Origin of the sequence: Microbacterium sp. SORGH_AS_0505, assembly GCF_030818715.1 — a bacterium.
Lineage (GTDB): Bacteria > Actinomycetota > Actinomycetes > Actinomycetales > Microbacteriaceae > Microbacterium.
The window spans coordinates 1,520,605-1,532,860 of record NZ_JAUTAT010000001.1; the positions used below are offsets into that span (position 1 = coordinate 1,520,605).

Consider the following 12,256-nt stretch of genomic DNA (forward strand, 5'->3'; position numbering starts at 1 on the left):
GAATCACGTGCGTTACGCCAGCTCCATCGCCGATCTCGTCGGCAACACCCCGCTTGTCCGCTTGAACGCGGTCACCGAAGGCATCGCCGCCACGGTGCTCGCGAAGGTCGAGTACTTCAACCCCGGCAGCTCCGCGAAGGACCGCATCGCGCGGAACATCATCGATGCCGCGGAGCGCGACGGCCACCTGAAGCCCGGTGGCACGATCGTCGAGCCGACGAGCGGCAACACCGGCGTCGGTCTCGCTCTCATCGCGCAGCAGCGCGGCTACCGGATGATCTTCGTCGTCCCCGACAAGTTCGCCGGCGAGAAGGTCGCCGTCCTCAAGGCGTACGGCGCCGAGGTCGTCATGACGGCCACGAGTGTCCCGCCCGAGCACCCCGACTCCTACTACAGCGTGTCGGATCGCCTCGCGGCATCCATCCCCGGCGCGTTCAAGCCCAATCAGTTCGCCAACCACAACGGGCCGCGCGGGCACTACGAGACGACCGGCCCCGAGATCTGGCGCGACACCGACGGTACGGTGACCCACTTCGTCGCCGGCGTCGGCACGGGCGGCACGATCAGCGGCACGGGACGGTTCCTCAAGGAGGCGTCCTCCGGGCAGGTCACCGTCGTGGGAGCCGACCCGGAAGGGTCGATCTACTCGGGTGGGGACATCCACGGCTACCTCGTCGAGGGCGTCGGCGAGGACTTCATGCCCGCGACCTTCGACCCGACGGTCGTCGACGCGTACGAGCGGGTAGGGGACGCCGAGGCGTTCGCGATGACGCGTCGCCTGGCGCGCGAGGAGGGACTGCTCGTCGGCGGATCCTCGGGCATGGCGGTCGTGGCGGCCCTGCGCGTCGCCCGCGACCTGCCCGCGGATGCCGTCCTCGTCGTGATCCTGCCCGACCACGGCCGCGGCTACCTCAGCAAGATCTACGACGACGACTGGATGACCGACCACGGCTTCTCCATCGTCACCGAATCCGAGACCACCGGGAGCCTCGCATGAGTGCACAGTCCTCCGCTCGCGGCTTCGCGAGCCTCGCCGTCCACGCAGGTCAAGAGCCCGACGAGGCGACCGGCGCCGTCATCCCCCCGGTCCACTTCTCGACCACCTACGCCCAGGACGGCATCGGCGGCCTTCGCGGCGGGTACGAGTACGGCCGCAGCGGCAACCCGACCCGAACGGCGCTGCAGACTCAGCTCGCCGCGATCGAGGGCGGTGCGCACGCCCTATCGTTCGCCTCGGGCCTCGCCGCCGAGGACGCGCTGCTGCGCGCCGTGCTGCGCCCCGGCGACGAGGTCCTCCTCGGCAACGACGTCTACGGCGGAACGTTCCGTCTCATCTCCCGCGTGCTCGGCGACTGGGGCGTGACGCTCCGCGTCGTCGACATGAGCGACCTCGACGCCGTCCGCTCCGCGGTCGCCGAGAAGGCGCCGCGCATCCTCTGGGTCGAGACGCCGTCCAACCCGCTGCTGCGCATCACCGACATCGCCGGCCTCGCCGAGGTCGGCCACTCCGCCGGCGCGCTCGTCGTCGTCGACAACACCTTCGCCACGCCCGCGCTGCAGCGCCCCCTCTCGTTCGGGGCCGACGTCGTCGTGCACTCGACCACGAAGTACCTCGGCGGCCACTCCGACGTCGTCGGTGGCGCGCTCGTGCTGAACGACGACGCGCTCGCCGAGAAGATCGGCTTCCTCCAGTTCGCGGTCGGCGCCGTGTCCGGCCCCCTCGACGCGTGGCTCACGACGCGCGGCATCAAGACGCTCGCGGTGCGCATGCAGCGCCACAGCGAGAACGGCCTGGCCGTGGCATCCTTCCTCGAGGGACACGACCGGGTCGCGCAGGTCTACTACCCGGGCCTCGCCTCGCACCCCGGGCACGAGCTCGCCGCACGCCAGATGTCGGGCTTCGGCGGAATCGTGTCGCTCGCGCTCGAATCGGGCGAGGCGGCGCGCCGCTTCGCCGAGTCGCTGCGGCTGTTCACGCTGGCCGAGTCGCTCGGCGGCGTCGAGTCGCTCGTGAACTACCCCGACGCGATGACGCACGCCTCGGTGCGCGGCACCGAGGCGGCCGTGCCGGTCGAGGTCGTCCGGTTGTCGGTCGGCATCGAGGACATCGACGACCTGCTCGCCGACATCGCGCAGGCGCTCGAGGCCTGACGGCGGCGGCGCCACGGCGCTGCGCGTGCCGAGTGCAGGGAGAACGGTGCCATCGGGTCCCATCCGGCATCCGAAGCGCTGCTGAACCTGAGTTCGGTCCGCGGCGCGGGCGATAGCGTGGCCGGATGACACACGCACGTTGGGCCATCATCGGTGCCGGAGCGATCAGCGGCGACTTCGCCCACGCGCTCCCCGACTCGGAGTTCGGACGCCTCCACGCGGTCGGCGCGCGCGACGTGTCGCGTGCGGAGGAGTTCGCCGCGGCCCACGGCGCAGCCGTCGTCGGCACGTACGACGAGATCCTCGACCGCGACGACATCGACGCGGTTTACATCGGCACGGTCCACACGACGCACACCGAGCTCGTCCACCGGGCGCTCGCTGCAGGCAAGGCCGTCCTCTGCGAGAAGCCGCTCGGCGTCTCGCCGGAGGAGACGGATGCCGCGGTCCGCGCCGCCCGCGAGGCGGGACTGCCGCTCGTCGAGGCGTTCAAGTACCGCTTCGGCCCGTTCGCCGACCGCCTGCGGGAGCTCGTCGGCGGCGGCGCGCTCGGCGACCTCGTCGAGATCGAGTCGTCGCTCGGCTTCGCCGCCGGCTCCCAGACGGGCAGGCTGTTCGACCCCGCGACGGCGGGCGGGGCGATCCTCGACGTCGGCTGCTACCCGCTGTCGCTCGTCGTCGGCGTCGCGGCCTGGACGGGACGCGACCTCTCGGGACTGGCCGTGCAGGCGGCGGCGGGCACGATCGGCGAGACGGGCGTCGACGTGGGCGCGGCGGCATCCATCGATCTGGGCGGTGCGACGGCGAACATCCGCACGGCGATCGTGCACGACCTGCCGCGTCTGACGCGCATCGTCGGGCGGGACGCGACGCTCGAGGTCCCGAACGCGTGGGGGAGCCGCACCGACAGCACGGAGGCGGCGACCCTCATCCGGACCGACGGCACGCGCGACGAGATCGAGGTGCCGACGGTGCAGCCGATGGCGGCCGAGGCGGATGCGACGATCCGTGCGCTCCGCGAGGGGCGCACCGAGGCGCCGGAGGTCCCGTGGGACGAGACCCGCACGATCGCGCGCCTGCTCGCCGAGTGGCGCGCAGCGATCGGCTGAGCCCTACCGCCGCCGCCAGCGCCGACGCTTGATCTCGGGTGGGGCGGGAGGATCGGATGCCGCGGCCCGCGCCGCGCGCCGTTCCCGCCACGCCGCGACCTCGGCGTCGGGGTCGCGCGTCGGGGTGACGACGGGAGGCCCGCCCTGCAGCTGCCGACGCGCCTCGACGACGCGGCGCGAGAAGTCGGCGGTGTACTCGCGGACGTCCTCCTCGCGGTGGAGGGCGTCGACGCGGTCCTCGAACTCGGCGTGCTCGATCCGCAGCCGCAGAGCGGGCGGACCGAGTCCGCTGAGCTGCTCGGTCTGGATCTTGCGCTTGATCCACCAGTCCGGGTCGTGCGAGCCACCCAGGCCTTCGAGGGGCTTGCCGGCGCCGGGGAGGTCGTCGAAGTCGCCGCGCCGGATGGCCTGCTGGATCGCGGTCTCGACGTACATCGCGCGCTCCGTGCCGGTGGGCGTCCCGGCGTGACGCTCCGGTTCGGCCGGCGGCTCCTCGCCGTTCTCCTGCGCCGCCTTTTCGACGCGATAGCGCGCCGCAATGAGGCGGGGGTCGTCGTTCGCGGCTCGGTCGTCGGCCATTCCTCCAGCGTAGGACGGGCGGGCGTTGTGTGGATGTTGCCCGGTATGCATATACTCAGAAAACACATACCCGGTATGCAGCGAGGAGTCCCGATGTCGGTACGACAGAGCCTGCTGGCGATCCTGGATCAGGGTCCCTGCTACGGCTATCAGCTGCGCGCGGAGTTCGACCGCCGCACCGGGTCCACCTGGCCCCTCAACGTGGGGCAGATCTACAACACGCTCGACCGGCTCGAACGCGACGGCCTCGTCGAAAAGGGCGACGTCGACGAGCAGGGTCACGTGTACTGGCAGATCACGGATGCCGGATCCGCCGAGGTGCAGGCCTGGCTCGACGCACCCGTCGAGCGCGCGCAGGGGACGCGCGACGAGCTCGCCATCAAGCTCGCCGTCGCGGCGACCCTGCCGGGCGTCGACCTCGGCGCCGTCATCCAGCGACAGCGTTCCGCGTCGCTGCGCCAGCTCCAGGAGCTCAACCGTGCGAAGTACGCCGGTTCGAACCCGGACGGTCCCGAAGAACTCGCGTGGTCTCTCGTCGTGGACTCGATGATCTTCGCCGCCGAGGCCGAGGCGCGATGGCTCGACCACACCGAGCAGCGGCTCGCGCGGCATCCGCATCGTACGATGGGGCTCGAGCTGTCCACAGAGACTCCCAAACGGGGGAGGCCCGCCAAATCCGAGGCGAGCAACACCGAGGCGGTCGTCGGATGAGCGCCGCCGTTCTGCAGCTGGTGGGGGTCACGCAGCAGTACGGCGAGGGCGAGACGAGCGTCTCAGCACTGTCGGGCGTCGATCTGACGGTCGACAAGGGTGAGCTCGTCGCGATCATGGGAGCGTCCGGTTCGGGCAAATCCACGCTCCTGTCGATCGCGGGCGGGTTGCAGAAGCCCACCAGCGGCGAAGTCGTCGTCGAGGGGACCTACCTCTCGACGGCGACACGTCGCGATCTCGCGCAGCTCCGGCGGCGCTCCCTGGGGTTCGTCTTCCAGGACTTCAATCTCATCCCGACCCTCACGGCCGTCGAGAACGTGACGCTGCCGCTCGAGCTCGACGGCTTCCGAGCCCGGGTGGCGCGCCGTGCGGGCCGGGATGCCCTCGCCTCGGTCGGCCTCGAGGACAAACTCGACGCCTACCCCGACGATCTGTCGGGCGGTCAGCAGCAGCGCGTCGCGATCGCCCGCGCCGTGGTCGGCGGGCGCCGGCTGATCCTCGCCGACGAGCCGACCGGCGCACTCGACTCGGTGACGGGGGAGGCGGTCATGAAGATGATCCGGCACCGCGTCGACCAGGGGGCCGCCGGCATCCTCGTCACGCATGAGCCGCGCCACGCGGCGTGGGCGGACCGCATCGTGTTCCTCCGCGACGGCCGCATCGTCGACGAGTCCGCCCGCCGCGGTGCCGACGCGCTCTTGTCGGACGCGCGATGACCGCGGTGCAGGACCGGCCCCGAGTGGATGCCGGGGCGCGGCGTCGCGCCGAACGACCGAAGCCGTCGCGCACGGCGCGTCTGCGGGTGTCTGCGCGCATCGCGCGGCGTCAGGTGCGCCGCGCGTGGGTGTCGTCGCTGCTGATCATGTCGCTCATCGCGTTGCCGATCGCCGGGATGGCGGGGGTCGCGGTGATGGTCTCCAGCACATTCGCCACGCCCGCGGAGCGGGTCACCGTGCAGCTGGGGAGGATGTCGGCGTGGGTGGAGCCTGTCTGGGCGGCCGACGCCGGCTTCTGGCAGGACCCGGAGGACCCTTACGAGTACGGCGACGAGTCGCAGTGGGGCGGGTCCGACGGATCGACGGAACCGGATCCGACTGCCGACCCGGCGCGTGTGCTCGATCCGGGCACGGAGATCGTGCCGCTGTCGTTCGGCGACGAGCGTATCGAGACGGTCGCCGGAAACGCCGGTGCCCGCGCCATAGCGGGCGACGTGGCGGACGAGCGCTTCGCGGGCGCATATGCGCTGATCGACGGCCGGGCGCCGTCGAGCGACGGTGAGGTCTTGGTGTCCCCCGCCGTGCTCGAGCGCGCGGGGCTCACCATCGGCCGGACCTTGACACTCACCAATGGCGAGCAGTTCACCATCACGGGAACCTTCGACGACGCCACCGCCGCCGACGCCGACCCCGTGCTCGCGTTCTTCGACGCGGACAGGTACAGCCCGGTCCGATCGTTCCTGCCGGATATCGACATCGACACGGACCTGCTGAGCGCGCTGAACGCGGCGGGTTTCGGTGTCTATGCGAGAGAGTTCGTCGTGGATCCGCCTCCGTTCGATCAGCCGTTCGACGACTACTCCATTCCGACAACCGCCGAGCTCGATCAGCAGCGCGAGCTCGGCCTCGCGGCGGGTATCGGGGGTGGCGGACTCGCGGCGGGGTACATGGTCGTCATGCTCGCCGGTGCGGCCTTCGCCGTGAGTGCGCGCCGACAGCAGCGCGCCCTCGCGATCGCCGCCAGCGTCGGTGCCGAGCCCCGGGACCTGCGCCGCATCGTGCTCTTCCAGGGGGCCGTCCTCGGTCTCATCGCCGGTGGTGTCGGTCTCGCGGTGGGCGTGGCCGGCGCGGCGATCCTCATGCCGCTCCTGGCCAATGGATCCGCGACGGCGTTCTGGGGGTTCCACGTGCCCTGGCTGCTGCTCGTAGGGGTGCTGATTTTCGCGGTCCTCGTCGGTTCGGCATCGGCGTGGATGCCGGCGCGGACGGTGGGCAGGTCCGACACGATCTCCGCGCTGCGTGGGGCGCGTCGCCCGATGAAGGTGACGGCCGCGCGACCGCTGTGGGGATCCCTCCTGATCATCGTCGGCATCGCGGTCACCATCGTCTCGGGCATCGCTGCGGGCGCCGTCGCGATCAGCACCACGATTCCGTGGGATTCGCCGCTGCGGTGGCTTCCGATCGTGGGAATCGTGGGCGGCCCGATTCTGGCGCAGGTCGGCATCCTCGTGTCGGGACGGTGGCTCCTCTGGCTCGCCTCGCGCCTGCTCTCCCGCGTCGGGCTCGCTGCACGGCTGGCATCGCGGGATGCGGTCGCCAACGGCGCGCGCACGGTCCCCGCGTTCGCCGCGATCGGTGCCACCGTGTTCGTCGGCGTCTTCGCCGTCGCGATGGGAATGATGAGTGCTGAGCAGTCCGCACGGAACTACGGCTACAGCGCGCCGGTGGGAACGGTCGTCGCGGACATCGGCCCCATGGACGACCCGCTTCTCAGCGCGCAGGTCGCCGAGAAGGCCGCGAAGGAGGCTGAGCGGTTGTTCACGTCATCAGGAGCGCTCGAGCTGCGCGTCGTGAGCTCCCAGCCGGACGTGTTCTACGTCGAGACCTCCGCGGACCTGCCGGCCGATCTGGATCACGCGATGCTCGTCAAGCCGGCCAGGTCGTTGCTCTCGCCCGAGGAGGACGGCGGGCGGGGAGTCTCCTACTCCGGTGATCCCACCGACAACATCGCGGTGGTGGACGTGGACGGCCTCGAGACCGCCATGGGCATCGCGCTGACTCCAGCGCAGCGCGAGGCGTACAACGATGGGGCCGTGATCGTCGCCGATGACACGTACATCACTGACGGCCGCGTCGAGGTGGCTGCATGGAGTGCCCGGGACTACTTCGAGCGCAGCGTCCCCAGCAACGTCTGGCACGACGAGGTCGGTATGGCCGACCCGCGATGGGAGCGCAGTGCGCCGGCGATCCCGGTCGCGGCGCCGCATCAGAGGATCATCAGCGCAGTCGCTCCTTCGACGGCTCGCGCCTGGGGCATGGGTGTGGTTCCGCGCCATGTCCTGGCGACATTCCCCGAGGGGTCGCAGATGAATTCGCAGGACCACCTCTCCGAACTGGCAGAGGCTCTCACGACCGACGACTACCAGATCTCCCTCTACCGCGAAAGCGGTCCTGCCAGCCCTGCCGTCTGGCTCGTGCCCCTGCTCGCGGCCGTCACCGTCCTCGTCCTCGGCGCGAGCGCCGTCGCCCTCGGGCTCGCTCGCTTCGAGCGGCGCCCTGACGACGCGACGCTCGCCGCGGTCGGCGGCACGCCTGGCCTCCGGCGCCGCATCGGTCTGTGGCAGGGCCTCGTGATCGCGGGGTTCGGCACCTTCGCGGGGGCGACCGCCGGCATCCTTCCGCCCATCGGGTTCTGGCTGCAGTCGCAGACCGGGTACGAGCCGCTCAGCCTGGCCGATATCCCGTGGTGGCTGCTCGGCGTACTCGCTGTCGCGCTGCCGCTGGGGATCGCGGCCGTCAACTGGCTGGTGCCGCCGCGGGAGCCCGAGCTCACGCGACGCAACGTCATCGCCTGAGCCCGGAAGCCCGGCTCAGCGCATCGTGTCCAAAATGCCGACGAGGTCCTCGAACGTCGTGCGGGGGTTGAGGATCGCGAATCGGGCGTTGGTGCGCCCCGCGTGGCTCGACGGCGTGACGAAGGCGTGCTGGTCGTCGAGCAGGCGATTCGACCAAACGGTGTAGTCGTCCTTCGTCCACCCGCGCCGTTCGAAGACGACGACGCTCAGCTGCGGGCGGCGCACGAGCTCGAACTCGTCGCGCGACTCGATCTCGGCGGCGATGCGCTCGGCGAGCGTGATGGACGACGTGATCGCCTCGCGGTAGACCTCGGCGCCGTAGGTCGCGAGCGAGAACCACAGCGGCAGGCCACGGGCCCGGCGCGTGAGGTGCGCGGCGAAGTCCGACGGGCTCCAGTCGCTCGTCTCGGTGAGGGTGTCGAGGTACTCGGCGTGCTGCGTGTGCGCGCGGCGGCCGAGCTCGGGATCGCGGTAGAGCAGTGCGCACGCGTCGAACGGTGCGAACAGCCACTTGTGCGGGTCCACGATGAGCGAGTCGGCGTGCTCCAACCCGGAGAAGTAGTGCCGCGCCTCGGTCGAGAGGGCGGCCGCGAGCCCGTAGGCGCCGTCGACGTGCAGCCACACGCCGAACTCCCGGGTCGCATCGGCGACCGACGCGATGTCGTCGACGATCCCGAAGTTCGTCGACCCGGCGGTCGCGACCACGGCGAACACGCTGTCGCCGTGCTCCTCGAGCGCGGCGCGCACCGCATCTCCGCGCAGCACACCCCGGGCATCCGGGGCGACCGGGACGACCTCGACGTCCATGACACGCGCGGCCGACGCGATCGACGAGTGGGCCTCCGCCGAGCAGACGACGCGCCAGCGGTCGGGATGGATGCCGCGCTCCCGGGCGGTCTCCCGCGCGGCGACGAGCGCCGACAGGTTGCCGAGCGTCCCGCCCTGCACGAACACGCCACCGGCGGTCGCGGGCAGGCCGAACTCGTTCGCCAGCCAGCGGAGCACCTCGTTCTCGGCGTGGACGGCGCCCGCGCCTTCGAGCCAGGATCCGCCGTAGAGCGCGCTCGCAGAGACGACGAGATCGAACGCGGCAGCGGCCTTCGACGGCGCGCTCGGGATGAACGACAGGTATCGCGGGTCATCGGTCGTGATGCAGGCCGGCGCCAGCACGTGCTCGAAGATCCCCAGCGCCTTGCGCGCGCCGATGCCCTGTTCGCTGATGGTCACGCCCGCCAGGCGCGCTAGCTCTGCCGGGGGCAGCGGCTTGTCGAGCGGATTGTCGTCGGTGAGGAGGCGCTGCCGGGAGTAATCGAGGACGAGATCGACGATCTGGCGGGTCTCGTCGGTCACGTCGTGCATGCGGGCGGGCTGGGTCATCGGGTCTCCGGGGTGGTGCGGGGGAGCGCGGGTGTGCGCGGGGGTGCGGTCCGGCGGGTGCCCAGACGTTCGAAGGCTACGCCGAGGCGCAGCAGGGCGGAATCGTCGTAGGCGCGGCCGGCGATGGTGAGGCCCACCGGCATCCGGGTGTCGGTCATCGTCCCCATCGGGACGGTGACGGTGGGGATGCCGAGGTGCCGGATCGCGAGGTTGCCGTTGGCGATCCACACCCCGTTGCGCCACCCGAGGTCTGCCGAGGCCGGGTTCACGTCCATGTCGGCGGCGCCCACGTCGGCGGCGGCGGGGAACACGACGGCGTCCAGGCCGGCGGCATCCATCCACTCCTCGAGATCGGTGCGACGGATGCGTTCGAGAGCGCGCAGGCCCGCCCCGAGCTCGGGCATGTCGTCGAGCCCGGCGCCGGGGTGCGTGCGCACCCACTCGGGGTACTCGGCGATGTCGTCGTCGAACCCGGTGTAGCGGTCGGGCAGGGCGCCGGGCGGGTGGGGGAAGATCGTCGCGCCGTCGACATCCGCAAGGGTGCTGAGCGCCGGATCGCCGTTCGCCTCGAGGAAGTCGTCCCACGCCCACGCCGACAGGTCGACGATCTCGCGGTGCAGGTATCCCTCGGGCAGGCGATCGGCGATGGTCGACGCGCCCGCCCGGTCGCCCTCGTAGTCGCTCACGACGGGGAAGTCGACCTCGACGACGGTGGCTCCGGCGGCCTCGAGGTCTTCGCGCGCCGCGCGCCAGAGCTCGAGGACCGATTCCCGGGTCTCGATGCGCTGACCGGTCGGGCCGCCGATGCCCGTCCCGGTCCCGGCATCCGGATCGGCGTTCACGTACATGCGGGGGATGCCGAGGCGCACCCCGTCGAGCGAGGCGCCCCCCGCGAGCGCCGCGTACGACGGAGGCCGCACGGTCGAGGCGGCGGGGAGGTCGACCCACGGCTGCACGCGCCAGAAGTCGCCGCGTGTCTCGGGGTCGTCGGCGACGATGACGTCGAGCACCTCGAGCAGGTCGGCCATCGTGCGGGTGTGCGGCACGACGACGTCCATCGTCGGGACGAGCGGCCAGTTGCCGCGCACCGAGATGACGCCGCGCGAGGGCGTGTAGGCGCAGAGCGCGTTGTTCGAGGCGGGACCGCGTCCCGACGACCAGGTCTCCTCGCCCAGGCCGAACGCGGCGAAGCTCGCGGCGGTGGCCGTGCCCGACCCGTTCGACGAGCCGCTGGCGAACGGCGCGGTGAGCCAGTCCGCGTTGTAGGGGCTCTCGGCGCGGCCGTAGACGCCGCGCTGCATCCCGCCGTTGGCCATCGGCGGCATGTTGGTGAGGCCGAGGCAGATCGCCCCGCCGGCGCGCAGTCGCTCGATCGTGAACGCGTCGCGCTGGGCGACGAGCTCGGCGAAGGCGGGGGAGCCGGCCGCGGCGGTGAGCCCCCGCACGAGGTAGCTGTCCTTCGCGGTGTACGGGATGCCGTCGAGCGGACCGAGCGTCTCGCCACGGGCGCGACGGGCGTCGGATGCCGCGGCCTCGGCGCGCGCGTCGGGGTTGTGCACCACGACGGCGTTCAGCGCGGTCGCGGTGTCGGGTCCGTCGTAGGCGTCGATCCGTGCGAGGTAGGCGTCGACGAGCCCGACCGCTGTGGTCTCGCCGGATTCCAGCGCCGCGCGCAGGTCGGCGATCGAGGCTTCGACGACGTCGATCATCGGGTCACCGCCGGCTGCTGCTGCGTGATGCAGTGGATGCCGCCCCCTCGGGCGAACAGGCCACGGGCATCGACCGTGACGACCTCGCGGCCCGGGTAGGCCTCCGCGAGGATCGCCCGCGCGTTCGCGTCGGCGCGCTCCTCGCCGAAGCCGCACGCGATGACACCGCCGTTCACGACGAGGTGGTTGACGTAGCTCCAGTCGACCGGGCCGTGCGCGTCGGTGAGGGTCTCGGGTGCGGGGAGGGAGACGATGTCGAAGCGGCGGCCGGCGGCATCCGTCTGCGCCTCCAGCTCTCGGCGCAGCGTTGCGGTCACGGCGTGATCGGGGTGCGCGGGATCGCGCTGATCGTGGAGCAGGATGCGGCCCGGCGAGGGGATCGTCGCGACGATGTCGACGTGACCGTTGGTGCCGAGGTCGTCGTAGTCGCGGGTGAGCCCCTGACTCAACCACACGGCGTGGGTCGCGCCGAGGGTGCGGGCCATCTCGGCTTCGATGCGGGCACGGTCGGCGGTGGGGTTGCGTCGCGGGTCGAGCTGTACGGTCTGCGTAAGCAGGACGGTGCCCTCGCCGTCGACGTGGATGCCGCCACCCTCGTTGACGATGTCGGAGGGGATCAGCTCGGCGCCGACCTCGCCGGCGATCCTCCGGGCGTGGGCCGCCGACTTCTGCCACTCCGCCCAGTCGGGGGCGCCCCAGCCGTTGAAGATCCAGTCGACGGCGCCGAGGACGCCGGGCCGCTCGTCGTCGACGACGAAGGTGGGGCCGTGGTCCCGCATCCAGAACTCGTCGACGGGGGCCTCGACGATGGTCACGTCGCCCGGCAGCATGCGCCGCGCGCGGGCGAGTTCCGTCGGGTCGACGACCATCGTCACCGGCTCGAAGCGCGCCACCGCGGCGGCGACGGCCGTCCAGGTCGCGTAGCCCTCTTCGCGCCCGGAATCGGTGTCGCCGAGGGTGAAGCCCTCACAGGGGAAGGCCATCCAGGTGCGCTCGTGCGCGGCGGTCTCGCTCGGCATGCGCCAGGCCATGGCGTCTCCCTCGGGTGT

General features: G+C 71.6%; 10 protein-coding genes. 6 read left to right on the plus strand and 4 right to left on the minus strand.

The window, feature by feature from the left end; all coding sequences use genetic code 11:
* Positions 1 to 7 precede the first annotated feature (7 nt).
* From QE428_RS07480 to QE428_RS07490, 3 genes are all read left to right on the plus strand, one after another.
* Entirely contained in the window at positions 8 to 997 is a 990-nt protein-coding gene (locus QE428_RS07480; RefSeq protein ID WP_307467603.1) for a pyridoxal-phosphate dependent enzyme, read from the plus strand.
* Positions 994 to 2,151, plus strand: coding sequence for a cystathionine gamma-synthase (locus QE428_RS07485; protein ID WP_307467606.1), 1,158 nt, complete (start codon positions 994 to 996; stop codon positions 2,149 to 2,151). The genes QE428_RS07480 and QE428_RS07485 overlap by 4 nt, the downstream gene beginning before the upstream one ends.
* A 125-nt stretch (positions 2,152 to 2,276) precedes the next feature.
* The gene (locus QE428_RS07490) at positions 2,277 to 3,260 is read left to right on the plus strand and encodes a Gfo/Idh/MocA family protein (protein WP_307467609.1); all 984 of its coding nucleotides are present in this window, start codon (positions 2,277 to 2,279) and stop codon (positions 3,258 to 3,260) included.
* Positions 3,261 to 3,263: 3 nt separating this feature from the next.
* On the opposite strand, the gene QE428_RS07495 is transcribed toward QE428_RS07490, so the two are convergent.
* The gene (locus tag QE428_RS07495) at positions 3,264 to 3,839 is read right to left on the minus strand and encodes a DUF1992 domain-containing protein (RefSeq protein ID WP_307467611.1); all 576 of its coding nucleotides are present in this window, start codon (positions 3,837 to 3,839) and stop codon (positions 3,264 to 3,266) included.
* Positions 3,840 to 3,932: 93 nt separating this feature from the next.
* Between QE428_RS07495 and QE428_RS07500 the strand changes: the two genes are divergently transcribed.
* Genes QE428_RS07500 through QE428_RS07510 form a run of 3 tightly spaced genes read left to right on the plus strand, consistent with a single transcriptional unit; the run spans position 3,933 to position 8,121 of the window.
* Complete coding sequence (locus QE428_RS07500; protein WP_307467614.1) at positions 3,933 to 4,550, plus strand: PadR family transcriptional regulator; 618 nt, start codon at positions 3,933 to 3,935, stop codon at positions 4,548 to 4,550.
* Positions 4,547 to 5,266 carry an ABC transporter ATP-binding protein gene (locus tag QE428_RS07505; RefSeq protein WP_091351672.1) on the plus strand — a complete coding sequence of 240 codons (720 nt, stop codon included), beginning with the start codon at positions 4,547 to 4,549 and terminating at the stop codon, positions 5,264 to 5,266. The genes QE428_RS07500 and QE428_RS07505 overlap by 4 nt, the downstream gene beginning before the upstream one ends.
* Complete coding sequence (locus QE428_RS07510) at positions 5,263 to 8,121, plus strand: FtsX-like permease family protein (protein ID WP_307467618.1); 2,859 nt, start codon at positions 5,263 to 5,265, stop codon at positions 8,119 to 8,121. The genes QE428_RS07505 and QE428_RS07510 overlap by 4 nt, the downstream gene beginning before the upstream one ends.
* A gap of 15 nt (positions 8,122 to 8,136) precedes the next feature.
* On the opposite strand, the gene QE428_RS07515 is transcribed toward QE428_RS07510, so the two are convergent.
* The 3 genes from QE428_RS07515 to QE428_RS07525 are packed head-to-tail and all read right to left on the minus strand — an operon-like array spanning position 8,137 to position 12,238.
* A complete protein-coding gene (locus QE428_RS07515; protein ID WP_133398641.1) occupies positions 8,137 to 9,498 on the minus strand; it encodes an aminotransferase class V-fold PLP-dependent enzyme in 1,362 nt (453 codons plus the stop codon).
* Positions 9,495 to 11,207 carry an amidase gene (locus QE428_RS07520; protein ID WP_307467622.1) on the minus strand — a complete coding sequence of 571 codons (1,713 nt, stop codon included), beginning with the start codon at positions 11,205 to 11,207 and terminating at the stop codon, positions 9,495 to 9,497. The genes QE428_RS07515 and QE428_RS07520 overlap by 4 nt, the downstream gene beginning before the upstream one ends.
* Positions 11,204 to 12,238, minus strand: coding sequence for an agmatine/peptidylarginine deiminase (locus QE428_RS07525; RefSeq protein ID WP_307467627.1), 1,035 nt, complete (start codon positions 12,236 to 12,238; stop codon positions 11,204 to 11,206). Before QE428_RS07525 ends, QE428_RS07520 begins: the two co-directional genes overlap by 4 nt.
* Positions 12,239 to 12,256 lie beyond the last annotated feature (18 nt).

Bases quoted from the DNA above. Each gene is read 5' to 3' on its own strand.
- QE428_RS07490 (WP_307467609.1), top strand. From the start codon at position 2,277: ATGACACACGCACGTTGGGCCATCATCGGTGCCGGAGCGATCAGCGGC.
- QE428_RS07515 (WP_133398641.1), bottom strand. From the start codon at position 9,498: ATGACCCAGCCCGCCCGCATGCACGACGTGACCGACGAGACCCGCCAG.
- QE428_RS07525 (WP_307467627.1), bottom strand. From the start codon at position 12,238: ATGGCCTGGCGCATGCCGAGCGAGACCGCCGCGCACGAGCGCACCTGG.
- QE428_RS07510 (WP_307467618.1), top strand. From the start codon at position 5,263: ATGACCGCGGTGCAGGACCGGCCCCGAGTGGATGCCGGGGCGCGGCGT.
- QE428_RS07495 (WP_307467611.1), bottom strand. From the start codon at position 3,839: ATGGCCGACGACCGAGCCGCGAACGACGACCCCCGCCTCATTGCGGCG.
- QE428_RS07505 (WP_091351672.1), top strand. From the start codon at position 4,547: ATGAGCGCCGCCGTTCTGCAGCTGGTGGGGGTCACGCAGCAGTACGGC.
- QE428_RS07520 (WP_307467622.1), bottom strand. From the start codon at position 11,207: ATGATCGACGTCGTCGAAGCCTCGATCGCCGACCTGCGCGCGGCGCTG.
- QE428_RS07485 (WP_307467606.1), top strand. From the start codon at position 994: ATGAGTGCACAGTCCTCCGCTCGCGGCTTCGCGAGCCTCGCCGTCCAC.
- QE428_RS07500 (WP_307467614.1), top strand. From the start codon at position 3,933: ATGTCGGTACGACAGAGCCTGCTGGCGATCCTGGATCAGGGTCCCTGC.